This is a genomic window from Nannocystis pusilla (assembly GCF_020073745.1).
Taxonomy (GTDB): domain Bacteria; phylum Myxococcota_A; class Polyangia; order Nannocystales; family Nannocystaceae; genus Nannocystis; species Nannocystis radixulma.
Window position 1 is genome coordinate 263849 of the sequence record NZ_JAIRAU010000002.1, and the last position, 21180, is coordinate 285028.

The window sequence follows — 21180 nt, forward strand, 5'->3', positions numbered from 1 at the left end:
GCCGCGCGTGCCCTGAAGGGCATGTTTGAAGGGACATGTTCGTTCGGGCATGTCTTTGGCGACATGCTCGTCGGGTCAGCCGGTGAGGAGGGCGAGCACTCTCGGGAGCTCGTGGTCGCCGAGGCCGCGGTGGGAGTCGGTGGACACCAGGCGATCCGCCAGCGCGCCCATGTCGCGGTCGTCGTCGAGGATGCACCAGGCCCGCGGAGGCTCCGGCTGGGCGGCGAGCCAGGCGGCGATCTCGCGCTCGCGCCGGGGGGCGTCGAGATCGGGGGTGATGTCGAGGATCTCGGCGACGCACCCTGCCGCGGCGAAGTGGGCCCGCAGCTCGGCCAGCGGCATCGTCAGGCGCCAGGTCGAGGTGACGACGACGGCCGCTCCGGTGGCCCGGACGACCTGATTGAGCGCGGCGACGCAGCGCGGGAGCAGCAGCGAGGTCAGGCCGCGCGCGGCGTCGACCGGGGTCGAGAGGGTGTTCATGACGCCGTCGATGTCGAGGAAGATGACCCTGGTCATGGCGCGCGCTCCGATCCGCCGCGGTCGTAGTCCTTGAACAGGTAGGCGTAAAAGCCGACGACCTCGCGGAGCAGCGACCACGGCTCGCGCAGCTCGAGCTCGAGGTCGGCGTGGGCGCCGGTGGCGTCGACGCCGAAGCGGCGCAGCGCCAGCTTGGTGCGGGTGAGGTGGTAGTACTGGCTGACGGCGACGGCCGAGCGCTCGCCGCGGGCGCGCAGCCAGCCGGCGACGAAGCGGGCGGTGGCGTGGGTGTTGATGCCGCCGCGGTCCTCGACGATCCGGTCGGCCGGGACGCCGCGGGCGACCAGGTACTGCTTCATGACCTCGGCCTCGTGCGGGCTGCCCAGGTCCTGGCCGCCGCTGACGATGATCCGCGGGACCAGGCCGGCGAGCCACAGCGCGTGGGCGCGATCGAGGCGCAGCCGGAGGCGACGCGACGGCTCGCCGGCGTCGCTGACGTGGTTGCCGAGGACGACGGCGACGTCGGCGGCCCGGTCCTCGTCGCTGCAGCCGTCGATGCAGACGACCGCGAGGTGCACGAGGCCCCAGGCGCACAGCAGCCCGAGCAGGCGCAGGAGGTGCTTGCGGACTCGAGGGCCCGGACCGGAGCTTCGGGATGGCGAAGGGGACATGTCCTCAGGGACCGGTCGTCTCCGCCGGCGCGGGCGGACGCACCGGCAGGCAGGTGAGCTGGGCCGAGTCGGGGTCGTAGCCGAAGGTGTGCTGGAGGGCCAGCAGGCGCCGCGCGTCGCTGTGCAGCCGACGAGACATGCCCATGAAGACATGTCTTTCGCGTCAGTGCGAGGCGGTGATCACCGCGAGCGAGCGGCGCAGGACCAGGGTCGTCCAGGTGTCGGTCAGCGGGAGGGCGGGGATCGTCACGCTGCCGTCGGGGCCGGCGACCACCTCGCCGCGGGCCTTGCCGAACGCCCAGGTGATGCGCTCGCCGGGGCGGCAGCGGAACGCCTGGGCGCGGCGCGGGGTGACGTCGACGTAGGCGGGCAGATCGGCGAGCACGAGGTCGCCCTTGCTGGGGTAGCCGGCGGCGGGCGGGTTGGCGCCGTCGCCCGCGTGGACGCGCAGGGCGAATTGCAGGCGATCGACGGTGTCGACCACGCTGGCGCCGTCCCAGCGGAGGAACCGGCCGATCGCGCCGGCCACGGCGCCCTCCCAGCCGGTGTCGCCGGCGACGTCGACGTCGCCGGCGAAGCCCGCGTTGTCGCTCCAGTCCTGCTTGCCGTTGCCGGCGCCGACGCCGGGATCGTCGTCGAGCGAGGACGCGGTGAACGCGGGGAAGGCCCGGTCGCGGCGCAGGGTCGCCTCGTCGCCGTGGATCGGCGACCACGAGCCGGTCCACCAGCCGTCTCCGAGAACAGGATCGGCGATGCCGTGGCCGCCCTCGTCCCACACGGCGAAGTGGCCGACGCGCTGGTGCTGCAGCGCGGCGTAGAAGCTCTCCCCGGTGCGCGCGCTCGGCAGCACGGCGGCGCCGAAGTGGATGGTCGGATCGTCCTTGCCGTGCTTGAGGAACAGGAACTGGTCGCGGGCCTCGCTCGACTCGACGAGGGCGCGCGTGAGGTCCATGTGGTCCCACGCCGGCAGGCCGCCGCCGCCGTCGAGATCGAGCTCGGGCTCGCCCCACCACCCGGACAGCTGGGTGATCCGGCCGGGCCGGTGGTTGCGCGCGATCGCCTGGCCGAGGCGAGCGTCGACGTAGGCGAAGTGACGCGCGCGCAGGAGGCCGATCACCATGGCCCCGGCGCCGCCCATCGAGCTGCCGTAGATGTGCACGCGCGCCGGGTCGGCCTCGGGGTAGTTGCGCAGGACGTACTCGACGAGGTGGAGGATCCGGCGCACGGTGTAGTCGGGCGCGGCGCCGCCGGCCGCCGGAGGATCCTCTGGCAGCGAGGTGGCGTAGCCCCACCAGTAGGTGTTGTCGGGGTCGTGCGGCGAGATCCGGATCTCGCTCGCCGAGCCGGTGCCGCCGGGGTTGGCGGTGGCGAACCCGTGCAGGCCGACGCGCACCGGCACGCCCTCGGGCGGGACCTCGAGCGGGACCATGACCTTGGCCGTGAAGGCGCGGCCGGCGTAGCCCGGGCTGTCGAGGTAATCATCTGTCCATTGGGACAGGGTGTAACGGACATACCCGCTGCCGTCGAGGAACTCGGTGTCGACGATCTCCGGCGCGGGCGGACGGATGGTGTCGTGGACGACGACGTCGAAGGTGGTCTCGACGCGCGACTCGCCGTCGTGGGCGAGCACGGTGACCGTCCAGGTGTCGCCGCCCTGGGTGAAGTCGGGGGTGAAGCTGAACCTGCGGGTCGGCTCGTCCCAGGTGGCGCCGGGCGGCAGACCGAGGAGGTGCACCCGCAGCGCGGCCGGATCGGCGACGTCGACGACGTCGATGGCGAGGCCGACCTCGGTGTCCTCGTCGACCTCGACCTGGGCGGGGACGAGGATCCGCGGGGCCGAACGATCGACGGCGAGGGTCAGCGGGAGCGACTCCTCGCCGTCGCGGCGCACGAACACGGGGTAGTCGCCGCGCTTGCGCGGGCCGCTGTGCGCGTGCAACTCGCCGCCGGAGACGAAGGTGGTGGGCAGCTCCTGGCCGGCGACGACGACGACGCTGCTGCGGGTGAAGCCGGCCCCGGTGAGGTGGAGGTCGAAGGCGACGCCGCCGGGCGCAGGGTCGGGCGACAGCGCGTCGAGCTCGAGCGGGGTGACCTCGGGGACCCCGAGCGGGCCGTTGCTGCCGGGTGGAGGCGGCGGCGGCGGGGGAGGTCCGGATTCATCATTGGCGCCCGACAGGCCGGTGTAGCAGCCGGCGAGGATGAGCGACACGACCGAGAGGCACGCGCGCGAGACCAGGCCAGAGCACGACAACATGCGCTGATTTAAGCCACGACGATGGTCGATCCGCCAGTGAAGACCTGCGAATTTTCTGTGACGTGGGCGGAGACCCGGCGGGCAGGCGACCTGCGATCCGGCGCACAAGGTGGGAGCGAGACCGGTGCACATGCAAGCCCGCAGCGGCGATCAACGTCGCGAGCGCAGCCGATCCTCGGTGCCCGCCGGATGTCGACCGTGACATGGCGGAAAGGACATCCGACGATCAGGCCGGATGTTGCGCCAGCCAGAGCTCGACCTTGGCCCGGTGATGCCTGGCGCCGGCCTTTTGCAGCAGGGCGCGGGCCGACTCGGCCAGCTCGCGGGCCCGTGCGCGTTCTCCGCGGATGCCCCAAAGGACCTGTGCCAGCTGGAACTCGGCGTTGGCCCGCTGGAACGGGGCGTCGTTCGGGTTCAGAAGCTGGAGGCAACGCTCGAGGTCCCGGCGGGCCTCGTCGACGCGGCCCTGGGCCTGCCGCACCTCGGCGCGGGGCATCAGGGCCTCGGCCAGCCACACCGAGTCGGCGCCGTAGCGGCGCTCGATCGAGGCGACGGCGGCGTCGGCCTCGCGCTCCGCGGCCGAGAGGTCGCCGAGGCCGACGAGACCCATCGCCCGCACGGCGCGGCTCACCGCCGTATAGAGGTTGTCCTCGCCGAGCACCGAGACGGCCAGCGGCAGAGCGGCGTCGGCGTGGTCGCGGGTGGCGGCGTGGTTGCCTCGCTCGTGCTCGATCTGCGCGAGGGTGAGGCGGGCGAGCACGGTGCCCTGGGGGTCGGGGCTCTGGCCGGCGCCCCAGATCGCCAGCGCCCGGGTGGCGTGTTGCTCGGCGAGTCCGAGCTCGCCGCGCACGAACTGGACCGAGGCGAGCCGCTCGAGCATGGCGGCGACGCGGGTGCTCTGCGGGCCGAGGTTGTGCTCCCAGATCGCGCGCGCCTCCTCGAAGAAGTCGAGGGCGGCGTTGAGCTCTCCGCGCTGGGCGGCGATGTCGGCGAGCGACGACAGCGGGAAGGCCAGCCGATCGTGACGCGGGGGCAGGGCGGCGCGGAGGATCGCCAGGGCGGCGCGGTGGTGCCGCTCGGCGGTGTCGAAGTCGCCGCGCAGGGTGGCGACGTTGCCGAGATCGGTCAGCGAGTGGGCGTTGTTGGGGTGGTCGGCGCCGTAGACCTCGCGGCGCAGCGAGAGGAGCTGCTCGAAGATCTCGTGGGCGGCGTCGAGCTGGCCGAGGGCGAGGTGGAGGTGGCCGATGCTCTGGCGGGTGGCGATGGCCCTGGCCGAGCGCTCGGGCATGTCGCCGAGAGCGCGGCGGAGATGGTCGAGGGCGGCGTCGTAGTCGCGGTTGACCTCGGCGAGCTGTCCGCGCCGCCGCTCGAGGTTGCCGGCGAACCCCGGCGGCCGGGCGAGGCGCTCGTACAGGGCCTCGGCGTGGCGCAGCCACGGCTGGCCGTCGTCGGGGCGGAGGAGGGTGTGGGCGATGCGCCCGGCGAGGTTGTTGGCTGTCTCGAAGGCCAGGCGGTCGTGGCCGGCGGCGAGCGCCTCGAAGTAGGCCTCGGCGAGCACGGGCGCGGCCTCGTCGTAGTTGCTGGTGACGAACAGCTGCTCGCCCAGATCGGCCAGGATCTCGGCGCGCAGCGGGCGGTAGCCGAGGTCGCGCGAGCGCTGCTCGGCGGCCCGCATGAGCGTCAGGCCGGCGGCGTCGTGACCGGCCGCGGCCTCGGCGGCGGCGCGCGACAGCTCGTCGCGCAGGCTCTTCACGGCCTCGGCGAGCTCGCGCGGCGGCGGGGCGACGTCGGCGCGCAGGGCCGCGAGGTCGGCGCAGCGGGCCGGCGACGGCAAGGCCTCGACGGCGTCGTGGGCGTGCTCGACGGCGTCGGCGTCGGCGCCGGCGAGCACGCCGAGCAGGGCCTCGAGCTCGTGGCGGCGCTCCTCGAGGCAGAGCATGCGCATGTCCAAGAGGTCATGTGATTGCTCGCCGCGGATGTTGGCGGCGGCGCAGGCGTCGGTGTGGCCGGCGCTCCAGGCGTCGGCCCAGTCGTCGATGCCGGCGCCGGTGCGGGTGGCGGCGTCGGTGGCGTAGGGGAGGCCGGTGGCGGCGAAGGCGGCGTCGAGGGCGGCTCGCCGCTCGGGGCTCCAGGTGGGCGCGAGCGCCTCGGCGGCGCCGGTGCACAGCGCGGGTCCGCCGAAGGTGCCGGCGAGGGCGATGCCGCCGACGATGGCGCCGACCAGCGCGCCGCCGGCGAGGATCCAGCGGCGACGGTCGCGTCGCAGCGGCCGCTCGAGCGCGTCGAGCAGCGCCCGCATCGACGGCCACCTGTCCCCCGGTTCAGGCGAGAGGCCGCGGAGGATCGCGCGGTGGATCGCGGGCGGGACCTTGACGGCGCGGCGCGGCGGATCGACGCGCCCGGTCGCCTTGGCCGCCTCGAGCGCGAACAGGTTGTCGCCGCTGAAGGGGCGGTTGCCGTAGAGGCCCTCGTAGAGGGCGACGCAGAAGCTGAACTGGTCGGCGCGCTCGTCGATCGCGGCGCCGCCGCGCTGCTCCGGGGCCATGTACGCGGGCGTGCCGACAACGGTGCCGACGCGGGTGAGCGGGCCGGACACCAGCGAGGACGAGAGCGGGTCGAGCGGGCTGTCCGGGGCGTTGGCCGGGCCGGCGGTCGCCTCGGCCTCGCCGGCGGCGCGCGCCAGGCCGAAGTCGAACACGCAAATCCGACCTGTCTCTCCGACCAGGACGTTGCCGGGCTTGAAGTCGCGGTGGATGACGCCGACGGCGTGGGCGGCGACCAGGCCGCGGCCGGCGGCGACGAACACCTCGACGACCTCGCGCACGCCGCGGACGCGCTCGTCGAGCCACTGGGCGAGGGTGATCCCGGGGACGTACTCCATCACCAGGAACACGCCGGCGGCCTGGCGCTCTCTGTCCTGAGGGACAGGTTGGGCGCGACCCGGACCCATGCGCAGGGTGGTCAGCGCCTCGGCGTCGTACGAGCCGACGTCGTGGACGGCGACGACGTTGCCGTGCGACAGGCGGGCCAGCGCCTGGGCCTCGCGCAGGAGGCGGGCGTGGGCGGCCTGGGCCGGGCCGTCGCCGGGGGCCACGCGCAGCAGCTTGATCGCGACCTTGCGGTCGAGGCTGGGATCGTAGGCGAGGTAGACGACGCCCATGCCGCCGGCGCCGAGGCGGCGGACGAGGACGTAGCGGGTCAGCTGGAGCGCGCGCTCGCGCTGCGACAGCGAGGAGCGGTCGAGCTCCGGCCGGGCGGTCTGCTCGAGGTGGAGCGGCACGGCCCCGGCCTGCGGTGACAGATCTCCGGCCAGCGTCTCGTCGGTGGCGAAGTCGGGGCGCGGGGGGCGGTCGCCGACGAGGGTCGGATCGGGGTCCGGCCCGGAGGACCGCGGGGTGGGATCGCCGCCGGGGCGCGACATGTGTGGGGCAGGTTAACTCGCCCTCGCTGCGCTGTCGTGTCGGGCTTGAGGCGCAATGCCGCGCGCCTGTATCATCCGGCGGATCGCATGACCGTCCTCGTCACCGGCGCCGCGGGTCATATCGGTGCGAATCTCGTTCGCACGTTGCTGTCACGAGGCGAGCGCGTACGCGTGCTCGTCCGCAACTCCCAGCGCGCGCTCGCGGGCCTGGACGTCGAGCGCATCAGCGGCGACGTGCGCGATCCGGAGGCGGCGCGCCGCGCGACCGCGGGCGTCGAGGTCGTCTATCACCTCGCGGCCCAGATCTCGATCTCCGGCGATCCGCGCGGGCTGGTGCGCGCGGTCAACGTCGAGGGCGTGCGCTCGATCGCCGAGGCGGCGCTGGTGGCCGGCGTGCGCCGCCTGATCCACTGCAGCTCGGTGCACGCGTTCGACCTGTACCGCGAGGGCACGGCCGACGTGGAGGTCGACGAGCGCTGGCCGCGGGTGCCCGACGAGCCGAGCCACTTCGCCTACGACCGCTCGAAGGCGGCCGGCGAGCGGGCGCTCCGCGAGGTGATGGGGCGCGGCCTCGACGCGGTGATCGTGCACCCGTCGGGCGTGATCGGGCCCTACGACTTCGGACCGTCGCGGATGGGCCGGCTGTTCCTGCAGCTGTACAAGCGGTCGCTGCCGAGCCTGGTCGACGGGGCGTTCGACTTCGTCGACGTGCGCGACGTGGTCGCCGGCATGCTGGCCGCGCAGACCCGCGGCGAGGCCGGCGAGAACTACCTGCTGACCGGGCACACGGTGCACGTGCGCGACATCGGGGCCACGGCGATGGCGATCACCGGCGTGAAGCCGCCGCGGCTGGTGACGCCGATCTGGGTGGCGCGCCTCGGGGTGCCGCTGTTCGGCGCGGCGGGTGCGGTGATGCGGCAGGAGCCGCTGTACACCCACGAGTCGCTGGCGGTGCTGTCCACTCGCGCCCGCTTCGACCACGGCAAGGCCGCGCGCGCGCTCGGCTACACGGCGCGGCCGTTCGCCGACAGCGTGCGCGACATCTACGCGTGGTTCGACGCGGCGGGGATGCTGGGCAAGCGCCGGCTGGCCGGCGCCGAGACGCACCTCTGAGGCGCTGTCCCGCGGGACAGGCGCGCCGCGGAGGCGACGGATCGAGCCGCCGCGGGCGGGCCGTCCGGCCTGGCGAGGTGAGCTTCGAGACATGTCCGGAGGGACATGGCCTGAGCGCGACCGTGTCTACGCCGGGAATGACGCGCCGTCGCGCGCGCGCCGGCGGACATGTCCTTTCAAAAATGTTCTGCAGGACATGTCGATTCGAGCAGGTCCGCGGGGGCATGTCGCAGGGGACATGCCCCTCGGCGCGTCACCAGGACGGCTTCTCTTCCTCGGGGCCCGGGTCGGGCTTGGCGGCGGCGGGCTTGTCGGCCTCCGCAGGCGCGGTCGCGGGCGGAGCGGCCTCGGGCGCGGCAGGCGGAGCGGCCGCGGGCGCGGGCGTGGGCTGCGGCGCGGCGGGCGGCGGGGTCGCGGTCTTGGTGTCGGCCTTGGTCTCGACTTTCTTGGCGTCCTTGCTGCCGCAGGCCGGGGTGGTCGCGGTGGCGAGCAACATGGTGGCCGCGAGGAACTTCTCCAGATCGATCTTCATCGCTGTCTCCTTCGTGGCGCGGTCGCCGCGCCGTGCCGCGCGAGTATAACCCCGTCGGCCCGGGTCGCCATCAAACCAAGGGAGCGCGCGGGGCCCGGCGCGGGTCGGCGACCTGACTCAAAGGTCAGGAACCGGAGAAGCGAGCGGCGCGGCGCTCGATGAACGACTGCATGCCCTCACGCGCGTCGTCCGAGCCCATGATCGCGCGCACCTCGTCCATCATGGTGGCGAGGGCGGCCTCGGGCCCGCGCTCGAGGGTTGTGCGGGCGGTCGCGAGGGTGGCGCGCACCCCGAGCGGGGCCTGGGCGGCGATCGTGGCCGCGATCTCGGCGGCGCGCTCGACCTGCTTGCCGGGCTCGACGACCTCCTGCACGAGGCCGATCCGCAGCGCCTCGCCGGCGTCGAACATGTCGCCGGTGAGGAGCCAGCGCATCGCGTTGCCCCACCCGGCGACCTGCGGCAGCCGCAGGGTCGCGCCGCCGAACGGGAAGATCCCGCGCTTGATCTCGATCTGGCCGAAGCGGGCGTCGCCGGCGGCGATCCGGACGTCGGCGGCGAGCAACAGCTCGATGCCGAGGGTCAGGCAGTAGCCCTGCACGGCGAGCAGGAGCGGCTTCTGGCGCACGCGCCCGTAGAGGCCGAGCGGATCGACGGCGCCGTCGGGGAACAGGCGCTCGCCGCGGGCGACGGCGGGGCCGACCTCGGCGAGATCGAGGCCGGCGGTGAAGTGCTCGCCGTGGGCGAACAGGACGGCGCAGCGCAGGTTCGGGTCGTCCTCGTAGTCTGTGACGGCCTCGGCCAGCTGGCGCAGCATGGCGAGGTCGAAGGCGTTGCGCTTGGCGGCGCGGTCGAGGCCGATCATGCGCACGTGGCCGAGCGTCTGGGTCGAGATCCGGCGGTCGGTGGACATGGGCGCGAGTCTACACCGGAGCGTCGCGGGGGCGAGGCGGGCGGCCGACTGGGGGATGACTGAAAGGACATGGCGAAAGGGACATGCTGCGCCGGGCGGCGGAGACGACGGGTCGAGATCCGGCGTTGGTTGCGGTAAGATGAGCGGGATGTCGCCGTCCGCCGAGATCTCCGCCGAAGAACTGTTCGCCGCGCTCATCGAGCTTCACCGCGGGCTCGAGCGCATGGGGCCGGGCGATCCGCAGGTGAGCCGCGAGATCCTGGCGGGGTTGTCGGGGCTGCCGGAGCGGCCGCGGATCGCCGACCTGGGGTGCGGGGCCGGAGCGGGGGCGCTGCTGCTGGCGGAGACGTTGGCGGCGCCGGTGGTGGCGGTCGACCTGACGCGGACGTTCCTCGACCAGCTCGAGTCGCGGGCGCGCGAGCGCGGGCTGGCGGAGCTGGTGCGTGCGGTCGAGGCCGACTTCGGCGCGCTCGACTGGCCGGCTGCGTCGTTCGATCTGCTGTGGTCGGAGGGAGCGGCGTACCACCTGACGTTCGCGGGCGCGCTGCAGCGCTGGCGGCCGTTGCTGCGCGAGGGCGGGCTCGCGGTGATCTCGGAGGCGACGTGGTTCACCGAGACGCCGACGGCGGAGGTGCGGAGGTTCTGGGCGGCGGCGTACCCGGCGATGGGGACGGAGGCGACGAACACGAGGCGGGCCCGCGAGGCCGGGTTCGAGGTGCTGGCGCTGCGGCGGCTGGCGGCGCAGGCGTGGTGGGACAGCTACTACGGGCCGCTGCTGCGCCGGGTGGAGGAGGTCCGGGGGTCGGCGAGCGCGGCGATGCAGGCGGCGATTCGCGAGACGGAGGCGGAGGTGGCGCTTTTCCGCGCGTTCAGCGACGCGTACGGCTACGTGTTCTACGTGCTGCGCGCGGTGTGAGGCGGGTCGGAGGAGCGTGGGGGGGGGGCCTGCGTAAAAGGACAGGTGGTCGCCGCCGCCGTGCGGTCGAGCCGGATGTCCTGGAGGACATGTCAGGGCCGGGCGGTGGAGTGTCCGGAAGGACAGGTCGTGGCGAGCGCCGGGGACGAGGTGAATCTGCCCTTTTGGACATGTGATTCACGCGGCGCGGGCGAGCGACGGCGGCGCAGGAGCAGGAGGGCCAGCAGGACGGGGGAGGGCGGGGCGACGGAGCGGCAGCCGCAGCCGGTCTCGGAGGGGGTCGCGCCGGCGCTGGTGCTCGCCGGATCGGTGTCGGAGCTGGCGGTGCTGTCGGGGCCGGTCATGGGCGCGTCGGTGGTCGCGTCGCCGGTGGTCGGCGACTCGGTCGAGGGACGACCGATCCACAGGTGGTTGGTGACCGTGCGCGGGGCGCCGTCGACGAGGACCTCGGCGCGCCAGCGCGAGCGGCCGGCCTCGGGCGGTTCGACGGTGAACTCGTGCTCGAACGGGTCGCCGGCGACGGGTACGGCGTCGAGCGGCCAGCGGTCGCGGACGAGGCGGACGCCGGCGCCCGCCGGGGCGCCGGTGACCCGCACCTTCAAGGTGGCGAGGTCGGCGTCGAACGTGTCCCCGGGGACATGTGTCCCGGAGGACAGCTCGAGCATCGGGTCGCCCGGGCCCTGCAGCTTGACGACGGTGCGGCCGGCGCGGAGGCCGGCGAGGATGGCGTCGACGCCGAGGGTGTCGGCGTACACGAGGGTGGTCGGGTCGCCGATCGGGCTGTCGAAGCCGCCGAGGTCGACGCCGCCCTTGTGATCGTCGCTGCCGCCGAGCGGGGCGGGGTGGTGGCCGGCGTCGCACAGGTCGTCCCAGAAGCGCATGGCGTCGTCGGTGAAGAACATGCCGGCCTTGTCGAGGCCGCCGGTGGCGATCTCGACGGCGCCGAGGCGAGCGGGGTCGAGATCCAGCTCCCAGGCGCAGCCGATGCACAGGTCGCCGAGCGCGAGCGCGGGGTGATTGGCGCTCAGCACCGCGCCCTGGAGGTCGTAGGCGTCGGCGGCGGCGGTGATGGTGACGCCGGGCTGACCGAGCTTGTGGTCGACCCACGCGGTGGCGCCGATGGCGTTCATGTGGCCGGCGTAGGTGGTGAACTCGCAGCCGGGGACGAACAGGAGGTCGGGGTGGCGGGCCTGGGCGTCGGCGAAGAAGTCGAGGTGCGAGGTGGTGTTGTGGTCGGTGACGACCACGAAGTCGAGGCCGCGGCCGCGCGCGAACCCGGCGATGACGTCGAGGCTCGGCGAGGCGTCGCCGCTGTCGCGCGAGTGGACGTGGAAGTCGCCGGCGTACCAGCGCGGCTCGCCGCCGAGGGCGGCGGGCTGATAGGGCGCGCGCTCGGGCTGGGGCGCGAGGGTCGGGGCGTCGCGCAGGGTCACGGTGATCTCGTATTCGCCGGGCGGCGCGGCGATCTTGGCCTTGCCGACGACGACGCTCCAGGTGCCCGGAGCGATGGCTCCGGGGAGGTACGAGCGAGTGGCGGCGGCCTCGCCGACGACGGCGTTCTCGCCGTTGCCGCCGCCCCAGCCGCGGAAGACGCCGCGCGGGTCGACGAGGCCCCAGTCGAGGATGTTGTCGTCCGAGAGGTCGTCGTGGGCGATCTCGATCTCACGCGTGCCGGGCGGGACGTCGAAGGCGACGAAGAAGTGCTCAAGGCTGTCCATCGGGACCTGTCCCTTGAGCTCCTGGACGGTGTCGGCGGCGCGCGCCGCGGCCGGCAGGACGAGCGCCGTCGACAGGGCGAGGGTGAACCGGAGGCGGGGCATGGGGCACGATAGCGCGTCGGCGAGGGGCGCGGACCCGGGCCGTCGCGGCGGGCCGGGGCGAGCGGTACACTGCGCCGCGATGGCCGAGCGCGACCCTGAATCCCCCGTGGCCCTCGGCGAGGGCAAGCTGACCTTCCCGTGCGAGCAGTGCGGCTCGGCGCTCGAATACTCGCCCGGCTCGGACCACCTGGGCTGCAACCACTGCGGCCACTCGCAGGCGATCCAGGGCGAGAAGGCGGTGCTGGAACATGACTTTCAGGACATGTTGCAGCGGATCGCGCGGGCGCCGGCGACGTCGCTCGGCGAGCACACGGTCCAGTGCGAGGGCTGCGGCGCGCAGGCGATGATGGCCGGCCAGGCGGGCCGCTGCGCGTTCTGCGGCGGGCCGGTGGTGATGGACGTGAAGGAGCTCGGCGAGATCGTGCCGCCGGAGTCGCTGCTGCCGTTCGGCATCGACGGCAAGAAGGCGCGCGAGGCGTTCCAGACGTGGGTCGGCAAGCTGTGGTTCGCGCCGGGCGACCTCAAGCGGCTGGCGCAGGTCCACGGGATCGACGGCGTCTACCTGCCGTACTGGACCTACGACTCGCAGACGACCACCCGCTACAAGGGGCTGCGCGGCGACCACTACTACGTGACCGAGTCGTACACCGACGCGCAGGGCAACCGGCAGACGCGGCAGGTGCAGAAGACGCGCTGGAGCCCCGCCGGCGGGACGGTCGAGGTCGAGTTCGACGACGTGCTGGTGTGCGCGTCGCCGACGCTGCCGCGGCCGTTGATCGAGAAGCTCGAGCCGTGGGACCTCGACAACCTGCGCGGCTTCGATGCCGCCTACCTCAGCGGCTTCATCGCCGAGCGCTACCGGATCGGGCTCGAGGACGGGTTCCAGATCGCCGACGAGCGCATGCAGCCGCGCATCCGCTCCGCCATCCGCAGCGACATCGGCGGCGACGTGCAGCAGATCCTGTCGATGTCGGTGCGCCACGCGGAGGTGAAGTGCAAGCACGTCCTGCTGCCGCTGTGGATCTCGAGCTTCCGCTACAAGGAGAAGGTCTACCGCTTCATCATCAACGCCCGCACGGGCGAGGTCGCCGGCGAGCGGCCGTGGAGCGTGGCCAAGATCGTCCTGACGGTGCTGCTGGCGGCGGCGGCGATCGCGGCGATCGTGGTGCTGGTCAAGTCGCGCTGACGCGGCCGCAGTCCTCGATCGCGCCCCGTAGCCGTCGGCTCCTGGGGACATGTCCTCAGGAGCATGGCCCCGGACACCTGTCCGTGAGGTCATCCGTGCGGGGAGCGGTGCCAGGTGTCGACGAGCGGGCGGATGGCGGCCAGGATCTCGGCGTGGTGCGGGCCGTGCGAGGCGACGAGGCCGTTGTCGTGGCCGAGCCGGCGCGGGTCGTAGACCAGCGGGTTGCCCCATAGATCGGTGGCGACGCCGCCGACGGCCCGCAGCAGGGCCCAGGGCGCGCAGGTGTCCCACAGCTTGGTGCCGCTGCGCGGGTGCACGTAGAGGTCGGCCTCGCCGCGGGCGATGGTGCCCACCTTCACGCCGACGGAGCCGAGTCGGAGGTTGCGCTCGGGCGGGATGCCCAGCGCCTGCATGACCTCGAGGGTCTTGGGGGAGGCGTGACTCAGGCTGCTGACGAGGCGCAGCTCGGCGAGCGAGCGCGCGCTGGTCCGCAGCGGGCTGGCCGCGCCGCCGTCGTCGAGGGTGAAGGCCTCGCGCCGGTCAGGCGTACAGATGCCCCAGGACAGTCGTCCGGCGCCCGCCTCGTGGACGACCCCGAGCACCGGTTCGCCGGCGACGCAGAGGCCGATCTGGATCGCCCAGCAGGTCTCGCCGCGCGCGTACTCGGCGGTGCCGTCGATCGGGTCGACGTACCAGCAGCGCGGCACGCCGGCGGCTGCTGCGGCGTCGTCGGAGGACTCCTCGGCGACCACGGCGTCGGCGGGGAACGCCGCCTTGAGCGCCGCGACCAGGCGCGCGTTGATCTCGGTGTCCGCGCGCGTCACCGGCCCGGCGTCGTCGGGCTTGTCCCGGGCCTGCATGACGTCGGCACCACCTGTCTGATAGGCCAGGGCAGTGGCGCCGGCTTCGCGAGCGAGAGAGAGGACGAGTCGGAGCTCATGGTCGAAAGTGGCCACGCGGAAACCCTTTCCGGCGCCCTCGGGCGCTCTCTGAACTGGCTGGAGAGATCTCACTGATGACCCGGCGAGAACCTGATTATCAGGGGATGCCTGGCGGGTGGGCTGTTCATCTGTAACCTAGCGACAAAACAATGAAAATCAGCCCATGCCTGAGGCTGGCATTTTTCTCGCTGAACGGCATTTTTGGGGGTTACGAACCTTGTTCCAAGTTGCGCCCCCGGAAAATCCAAGGTTCCTTCGGACAAAAAAACCTGCTAGTCATGAGGAATGTCACGTGTTCAGCGAGCAGGCCTACGACAGGGAATCATCCAAACCAGTCTCGAGATCGGGAGCGAACGCGGTGAAGAAGGGCTGACGATGCGCGGCATCGCAGCACGCCTCGGGGTCAGCGCCACGGCGCTTTATCAGCACTTCGAGAGTAAATCGAAGATCCTCCGCGAGATCCGGATCTACGGGGCCGAACTGCTGCAGAGCGAAGTATTGGAGCCCGCAGCGGCGACCGACGACCCGGCAGAGCGCCTCATCAACGCCGGCCGCAACTATGTGCAGTTCGCAAGATCGCACAAGTGGCTGTACTCGGTGATGATGGGTAACGAGCAGATCGACTGGTCGCAGCACAACACCGAGGAGGTGGAGCTGCTCCTGCGTCCGCTCAAGACGTTCCAGGGGTGGCTGGAGGAGGGCGCGGCGCGCGGCTGTTGGCGCGGCGACGTCGACCTCTCGCTGGCGTCGTTCCGCATCTGGATGTCGCTGCACGGGCTGTGCACGATGCTGCTGTCGGGGCGCATCAACGAGGGCCATCCGGCGTTCCCCCGCAAGGACGAGCAGAGCTTCGTCGACGAGTTCATCGCCTCGATGATCGCCTGTATGAAGCCCTGAGCCGGCCTCACGCGGGTACGAAGCAGGCCCCAGCGTTCTCGTAACCCGGGGCCGGAGCGGGGAACAGACTCTCACACAGCGAGGGCGACGCGCACTGGCCGTCGCCCTCGCTGATCTCGCACGTGGAGGTGCAGCAGCTGCTCGAGCCGCAATTGGGTACGAGAGCGCCGGGCATGCATACGTATGTCGGGGCGCACCCGCGGCCGTTGAACTCCGAGCAGTTGGTGCCCTCGGTGCCGATGTCGACGTCGAGCATCATGTCGCAGATGAAGCGGTCCTTGCCCTGCCGACAGCCGAGGCCGGGCGGACAGGTGCCCACGAAGGGATCACAGCTGTCCGCGCAGAAGGTCGTGCCGGTGAACGGGCTGGTGCTGCACAGGCCGGGCTCGCAGTCGACGTCGTTGCGACAGAGCGGGAAGCAGCGGCCCGCGAGCGGGTCGTCCTGGGTCGACGAGAGGCACACCGTGCCGGCGCCGCACTGGTCCTGGCCGCTCTCGGGCGCAGGCGTGCAGGGATCGAGCGGCAGCAGCGCGCTGTCGTCGGGGACGCACTTGAAGTGGTTCTGCAGGCCGCCGTCGCTGACGGCGGTGCACTTCTGTCCCATCGGACATGCGGGCGTTCCGGACGGTTCACAGTCGAAGACCGGGGTGAAGTCGGGCGGCTGTTGCGGGCCGCCCGTCGGCTCGGTGTCGGACTCGGTCTCGCCGCCGCTGCTGCCGACCTCGTCGTTGCCGGCGCTGTCGCCGTCGTCGAAGGGGACGCGCTGACATGCCCCGGCGAGCATGAACACAAGGACAGGTGCGAGGCGAGCGGCGGCGACGCCGGGGCGGAGGTGCGCGGCGAACATGGGCTCACAGTAGCAGGTGAGCGCGTGCCCGGCCCGACGCCGGCAGGCGCGAGCCGAGCACGTCCGATCGCGGACGGGTGGCGTGCTCGCTCCTGTGCGCAGGGAGGTCGAGCGATCGGACAGGCGGACGCTTGAGCGGACAGGTGGACGGCGGGGAGGATGGCGATGCCCGACGTCGAGGTCATCGTCGGCGAGAGATCGCGGACGAACTGGTTTCGGTGGACGCGAGATCGCGGACGAACTGGTTTCGGTGGACGCGACGATCGCGGACGAACTGGTTTGGCGGACGCGACGATCGCGGGCGAACTGGTTTCGGTGGACGCGACGATCGCGGACGACCTGGTTTGGCGGACGCGGCGATCGCGGACGAGTGCGTCCGTGCCGGATCGAACGGACGATGTCCCCGGCGGGAGCGCGGCGGGCGAACGCTACAGCGCGGCGGTCCGCAGGTCGTCGATCGCGGTCGCGCAGGCGTGGACGATGGCGCGCGCGTGGTCGAGGCCCTGCTGGGCGGCGTGGTTGGGGCCGCGGTGGAGCTGGACCAGGACCTCGGCGCCGGAGGAGCCGGCCGTGAGCACCACCGGGATGGCCATGAGGGCGCGGGCGGCCTCGGCGGCGCGGGTGGCGAGGGGGACCAGGTTCTCGGGGGTGCTGTCGCCGAGCAGCCGCAGGTGGTCGACGTAGCTGCGACCCCAGCGGGTCTCGGCGGCGGCGAGGGCGTCGGGGCTGCCCTGTGCGCGCGCCCAGGCGACCAGGACGGCGTTGAGGGCCATGCCGGCAGCCCGGCGGGCGTGGGTGAGGGCGGTGCGGCGGACGGCCACGTGGTCGGCCCCGGCCTCGAGCTCGCTGAGGGCGGAGCGCAGCCACGCGTCCGCGTCGAGGCGCCACAGCCAGTGGGCCTCGGCCTCGGTCATCCCGAGCTCCCCGAGCTGGTCGAGTCGGTGTCGCCGGTCGAACCGGTGGTGGTCGTCGTCGTCGAGCCGGACGAGGTCGAGCCGGTGGTGGTCGTGCTCGTGTCGGTGGTCGAGGTGGTGTCGTCGGTCGTCGTCGAGGTCGACGTGGTCGTCGTGTCGGTCGTGCCGGTCATCGACGAGGCGGTGGTGCCGTCGGTCGGGCCGCTGTCGCTCTCGCTGAGGCTGTTGCTGCCGGGGCCGGCGAGGTCGCGCTTCGACGGCAGGTCGTCGCGCACGGGCATCTCGTCGAGCGGCTCGCCGGCGGAGTCGGTGTCGATGCTCTCGGCGACGACGCACTGACCGATGACGCCGGGCTTGAAGCAGGCGTCGCCGGCGAGGACCTTCTCGCCCTCGGCGTAGCACTCGAAGCCGGCTCCGCAGTCGCTGGCGCAGCGGCACGGATCGCCGGCCTTGGTGCGGCAGGCCGCGAGCGCGAACAGGGCGGCCAGCGCGACGCCGGTGGCGACGTCGTGCGGCCTGCGGCGCGGGCGAGGCGACCTCATGAGATGGCCTTGTACTCGACGTGGACGACCTCGTATTCCCGGTCGCCCTTGGGCAGCTTGACCAGGACCTCGTCGCCGACCCGCTTGCCCAGCATGGCGCGGGCGATCGGGGCGCCGAGCGAGATCTTGCCCTTGTCGGCGTCGGACTCGTCCTCGCCGACGATCCGGTAGACGACCTTCTGGTCGTTCTCGACGTCGAGCATCGTCACGGTGGCGCCGAAGGTGACCTTGTCTTCCTTGACGGTCTCGGGGTCGATGACCTGGGCCATGCCGATGCGCGACTCGAGGTAGCGCATGCGGGCGTCGAGCTGGGCCTGGCGCTCCTTGGCGGCGTGGTACTCGGCGTTCTCACGCAGGTCGCCGTGGCCGAGCGCGGTCTCGATGTCGCGGACGTTCTCGGGGCGGTCGACTTCCTTGATCTGCTTGAGCTCGGCGCGCAGCTTGGCGTACCCCGCGGGGGTCATCGGGATCTTCTGCTCGGTCATGGCGTGTCCTGAGGTGCGGACTGTGGCGCGGTCTCGCGATGATAGTCCTGCAGGGTGCGGGCGACGAGGGTTTTTTCGCCGCTGCGGACCGCCTGGATCGCGCGAGCCGCGGCCATCGCCGCCGATATCGTCGTAAAGTGTGGGATCTTCTGCATCAGCGAGGTGCGGCGGATGCTGAAGCTGTCGCGGATGGACTGGGCGCCGACGGTGGTGTTGATGACCATGGCGATGGTGCCGTTGACCAGCGCGTCGACGATGTGCGGGCGGCCCTCCTTGACCTTGTTGATGAGCTCGCAGTCGAGGCCGGCCGCGCGGATGGCGACGGCGGTGCCGCGGGTGGCGACGATGCCGAAGCCGAGGTCGACGAGGTGGCGGACGACCGGCATGACGAGGTCCTTGTCGTCGTCGCGCACGCTGACGAACACCCGGCCGGACTGCGGCAGGACCACGCCCGCGGCGAGGAGGCCCTTGTAGAAGGCGGCGCCGAAGTCGGCGGCGACGCCCATGACCTCGCCGGTGCTGCGCATCTCCGGGCCGAGGATGGTGTCGACGCCGGGGAACTTGTGGAAGGGGAACACCGAGACCTTGACGCTGACCTGGGCCGGCATGCGCTCGCGCAGGCCCATCGACGCCAGCGGCTCGCCGGCGGCCACGCGCGCGGCGATCTTGGCGAACGGGACGCCGGTGGCCTTGGCGACGAACGGGACCGTGCGGCTGGCCCGCGGGTTGACCTCGAGCACGTAGACATCGTCGCCCTTGCGGGCGAACTGGACGTTCATCAGGCCGACCACGCCGAGCTCGCGCGCCAGCGCGACGGTGGTGCGCCGGATCTCCGCCAGGACGGCCGGCGGCGCCAGCACCGGCGGCAGCGAGCAGCCGGAGTCGCCCGAGTGCACGCCTGCCTCCTCGATGTGCTCCATCACCCCGGCGATGACGACGTCCTTGCCGTCGGCGACGGCGTCGACGTCGAACTCGGCCGCGTTGTGCAGGAACTCGTCGACCAGCACCGGGTGGTCGGGCGAGGCGAGCACGGCGGTGCGCATGTACTCGTCGAGCTCGGCGCGGTCGTAGACGACGCGCATGGCCCGGCCGCCGAGGACGTAGCTCGGGCGCACCAGCACCGGGAAGCCGATCCGCTCGGCGATCCCGCGCGCCTCGTCGGGCGAGCGGGCGACGCCCCAGCGCGGGCAGCGGACGCCGAGCCGCTGCAGCAGCTCGCCGAAGCGGCCGCGGTCCTCGGCGAGGTCGATCGCCTCGGCCGAGGTGCCGAGCAGCTTGTAGCCGGCCCGCTCGATCTCGGCGGCCAGGCGCAGCGGGGTCTGCCCGCCGAACTGCACCAGCACGCCGACGACCTCGCCTCGGGCTGACTCATGGGCCAGGACCTCGAGGACATGTTCTGCGGTCAATGGCTCGAAGTACAGGCGGTCGCTGGTGTCGTAGTCGGTCGAGACCGTCTCGGGGTTGCAGTTGACCATGATGGTCTCGTAGCCGGCCTCGCGCAGGGCGAAGCTGGCGTGGACGCAGCAGTAGTCGAACTCGATGCCCTGGCCGATCCGGTTGGGGCCGCCGCCGAGGATGACGACCTTCTTGCGCGCGCTGACGTCGGCCTCGTCCTCCTCCTCGTAGCTCGAGTACATGTAGGGCGTGCGGGCCGCGAACTCGGCGGCGCAGGTGTCGATGCGCTTGTAGACCGGGCGCAGGCCCGAGGCCTGCCGCTCGGCCCGGATGTCGCGCTCGGGCACGCCGCGCAGCTGGGCGAGGCGGCGGTCGGACAGGCCGGAGCGCTTGGCCCGGGCCAGCAGCGGGGCGCCGAGCGGGCCGGGGGCGGCGCCGCGGACCTCGGCCTCGACGGCGAGGATGGCCTCGATCTGGGCGAGGAACCACGGGTCGATGCGGGTCAGCTCGTGCACGCGCTCGGGCGAGACGCCGGCGCGCAGGGCGTTGCCGACGTGCCACAGCCGCTGCGGGTGCGGGCGCCCGAGCGGGGCCTCGGCGGCGCCGGGGCCGTCGCCCTCGAGCGGGAGGTCGAAGCCGTGGGTGCCGGTCTCGAGGCCGCACATGGCCTTGCCGAGCGACTCGCGGAAGGTGCGGCCGATCGCCATGACCTCGCCGACCGACTTCATCTGGATCGTGAGGGTCTCGTCGGTGCCGGCGAACTTCTCGAAGGCGAAGCGCGGGATCTTGGTGACGACGTAGTCGATGCTCGGCTCGAAGCTGGCCGGGGTGGCGCGGGTGATGTCGTTCTGCAGCTCGTCGAGCGTGTAGCCGACGGCCAGCTTGGCGGCGAACTTGGCGATCGGGAAGCCGGTGGCCTTCGAGGCCAGCGCCGACGAGCGCGACACGCGGGGGTTCATCTCGATGACGATCTGACGCCCGGTCCTGGGGTCGACGGCGAACTGGATGTTGCAGCCGCCGGTCGACACGCCGATCTCGGTGACGACCGCGCGCGCCGCGTCGCGCATGCGCTGGTACTCCTTGTCGGTCAGCGTCTGCGCCGGGGCGATGGTGATGCTGTCGCCGGTGTGCACGCCCATCGGGTCGAGGTTCTCGATCGAACAGATGACGACGAAGTTGTCCTTCGCGTCGCGCATGACCTCGAGCTCGTACTCCTTCCAGCCGAGCACCGACTCCTCGATCAGGATCTCGCCGCGCATGCTCTCGGCCAGCGCGTGCTGCACGTGGGCCTCGAACTCCTCGCGGTTGTAGGAGATGGCGGCCCCGCTGCCGCCGAGGGTGAAGCTGGCGCGGATGATCGTCGGGAAGCCGATCTGCTCGAGCGCGGCCCAGGCCTCGGCGAGCGAGTGGCAGTAGAAGCTGCGCGGGACGTCGAGGCCGATCTTCTTCATCGACGCCTTGAACTTGTCGCGGTCCTCGGCGCGCTCGATCGCGTCGAGGTCGGCGCCGATCAGCTCGACGCCGTACTTGGCCAGGATCCCGCGCTTGCCGGCCTCGATGGCGAGGTTCAGCGCGGTCTGGCCGCCGACCGTCGGCAGCACCGCCTGCGGCCGCTCGGCCTTGAGCACGCGCTCGAGGAACTCGGGCGTCAGCGGCTCGACGTAGGTCCGGTCGGCGAGATCGGGGTCGGTCATGATCGTCGCCGGGTTGGAATTGATGAGGACGACCTCGTAGCCCTCCTCGCGCAGGGCCAAGGTCGCCTGGGTGCCCGAGTAGTCGAACTCGCAGGCCTGACCGATGACGATCGGGCCCGAGCCGAGGACGACGATCCGACGCAGGTCGTTGCGGCGCGGCATGAC

Annotated in this window: 18 protein-coding genes; 4 read left to right on the top strand and 14 right to left on the bottom strand. The window is 72.4% G+C overall.

From position 1 onward, the window contains the following. Positions 1-75: 75 nt before the first annotated feature. From K7C98_RS07135 to K7C98_RS07150, 5 genes are all read right to left on the bottom strand, one after another. Positions 76-516 (bottom strand): HAD domain-containing protein, encoded by a 441-nt coding sequence (locus K7C98_RS07135; RefSeq protein WP_224190807.1) that lies wholly within the window; start codon positions 514-516, stop codon positions 76-78. Further along, positions 513-1148, bottom strand: a complete 636-nt coding sequence (locus tag K7C98_RS07140) for a YdcF family protein (RefSeq protein WP_224190808.1) — start codon at positions 1146-1148, stop codon at positions 513-515. The genes K7C98_RS07135 and K7C98_RS07140 overlap by 4 nt, the downstream gene beginning before the upstream one ends. Positions 1149-1152: 4 nt before the next feature. Continuing rightward, positions 1153-1287, bottom strand: a complete 135-nt coding sequence (locus tag K7C98_RS43405; RefSeq protein WP_263429293.1) for a hypothetical protein — start codon at positions 1285-1287, stop codon at positions 1153-1155. 24 nt (positions 1288-1311) lie between these two features. Continuing rightward, positions 1312-3402 carry an alpha/beta hydrolase family protein gene (locus K7C98_RS07145; protein ID WP_224190809.1) on the bottom strand — a complete coding sequence of 697 codons (2091 nt, stop codon included), beginning with the start codon at positions 3400-3402 and terminating at the stop codon, positions 1312-1314. Positions 3403-3628: 226 nt separating this feature from the next. Continuing rightward, positions 3629-6823: a tetratricopeptide repeat protein gene (locus K7C98_RS07150; RefSeq protein WP_224190810.1), complete on the bottom strand. Its 3195-nt coding sequence runs from the start codon at positions 6821-6823 to the stop codon at positions 3629-3631. 87 nt (positions 6824-6910) lie between these two features. Between K7C98_RS07150 and K7C98_RS07155 the strand changes: the two genes are divergently transcribed. After that, on the top strand, positions 6911-7936 hold the full coding sequence (locus tag K7C98_RS07155; RefSeq protein WP_224190811.1) for an NAD-dependent epimerase/dehydratase family protein: 1026 nt from the start codon (positions 6911-6913) through the stop codon (positions 7934-7936). 253 nt (positions 7937-8189) lie between these two features. Here K7C98_RS07155 and K7C98_RS07160 read toward each other — a convergent pair whose 3' ends face one another. Both K7C98_RS07160 and K7C98_RS07165 read right to left on the bottom strand, forming a co-directional pair. Continuing rightward, positions 8190-8468 (bottom strand): hypothetical protein, encoded by a 279-nt coding sequence (locus tag K7C98_RS07160; protein WP_224190812.1) that lies wholly within the window; start codon positions 8466-8468, stop codon positions 8190-8192. 124 nt (positions 8469-8592) lie between these two features. Next, positions 8593-9378, bottom strand: a complete 786-nt coding sequence (locus K7C98_RS07165) for a crotonase/enoyl-CoA hydratase family protein (RefSeq protein WP_224190813.1) — start codon at positions 9376-9378, stop codon at positions 8593-8595. A 148-nt stretch (positions 9379-9526) separates the two neighbouring features. Here K7C98_RS07165 and K7C98_RS07170 point away from each other — a divergent pair, with 148 nt between their 5' ends. Continuing rightward, positions 9527-10294 (top strand): class I SAM-dependent methyltransferase, encoded by a 768-nt coding sequence (locus K7C98_RS07170; RefSeq protein WP_224190814.1) that lies wholly within the window; start codon positions 9527-9529, stop codon positions 10292-10294. A gap of 92 nt (positions 10295-10386) precedes the next feature. On the opposite strand, the gene K7C98_RS07175 is transcribed toward K7C98_RS07170, so the two are convergent. Then, positions 10387-12114 (bottom strand): CehA/McbA family metallohydrolase, encoded by a 1728-nt coding sequence (locus K7C98_RS07175; RefSeq protein WP_224190815.1) that lies wholly within the window; start codon positions 12112-12114, stop codon positions 10387-10389. 79 nt (positions 12115-12193) lie between these two features. Between K7C98_RS07175 and K7C98_RS07180 the strand changes: the two genes are divergently transcribed. Beyond that, positions 12194-13300 (top strand): hypothetical protein, encoded by a 1107-nt coding sequence (locus tag K7C98_RS07180; protein ID WP_224190816.1) that lies wholly within the window; start codon positions 12194-12196, stop codon positions 13298-13300. Positions 13301-13389: 89 nt separating this feature from the next. Here K7C98_RS07180 and K7C98_RS07185 read toward each other — a convergent pair whose 3' ends face one another. Next, complete coding sequence (locus tag K7C98_RS07185; protein ID WP_224190817.1) at positions 13390-14256, bottom strand: 3'(2'),5'-bisphosphate nucleotidase CysQ family protein; 867 nt, start codon at positions 14254-14256, stop codon at positions 13390-13392. A gap of 270 nt (positions 14257-14526) precedes the next feature. Between K7C98_RS07185 and K7C98_RS07190 the strand changes: the two genes are divergently transcribed. Then, entirely contained in the window at positions 14527-15138 is a 612-nt protein-coding gene (locus tag K7C98_RS07190) for a TetR/AcrR family transcriptional regulator (RefSeq protein ID WP_224190818.1), read from the top strand. A 7-nt stretch (positions 15139-15145) separates the two neighbouring features. On the opposite strand, the gene K7C98_RS07195 is transcribed toward K7C98_RS07190, so the two are convergent. From K7C98_RS07195 to carB, 5 genes are all read right to left on the bottom strand, one after another. Then, a complete protein-coding gene (locus K7C98_RS07195) occupies positions 15146-15985 on the bottom strand; it encodes a hypothetical protein (RefSeq protein ID WP_224190819.1) in 840 nt (279 codons plus the stop codon). Positions 15986-16413: 428 nt separating this feature from the next. Continuing rightward, the gene (locus K7C98_RS07200) at positions 16414-16899 is read right to left on the bottom strand and encodes a hypothetical protein (RefSeq protein WP_224190820.1); all 486 of its coding nucleotides are present in this window, start codon (positions 16897-16899) and stop codon (positions 16414-16416) included. After that, complete coding sequence (locus tag K7C98_RS07205) at positions 16896-17441, bottom strand: hypothetical protein (RefSeq protein WP_224190821.1); 546 nt, start codon at positions 17439-17441, stop codon at positions 16896-16898. Before K7C98_RS07205 ends, K7C98_RS07200 begins: the two co-directional genes overlap by 4 nt. Then, complete coding sequence (gene greA, locus K7C98_RS07210; RefSeq protein ID WP_224190822.1) at positions 17438-17926, bottom strand: transcription elongation factor GreA; 489 nt, start codon at positions 17924-17926, stop codon at positions 17438-17440. The genes K7C98_RS07205 and greA overlap by 4 nt, the downstream gene beginning before the upstream one ends. Beyond that, positions 17923-21177: a carbamoyl-phosphate synthase large subunit gene (gene carB, locus K7C98_RS07215; protein ID WP_224190823.1), complete on the bottom strand. Its 3255-nt coding sequence runs from the start codon at positions 21175-21177 to the stop codon at positions 17923-17925. Before carB ends, greA begins: the two co-directional genes overlap by 4 nt. Between the last annotated feature and the right edge of the window lie 3 nt (positions 21178-21180).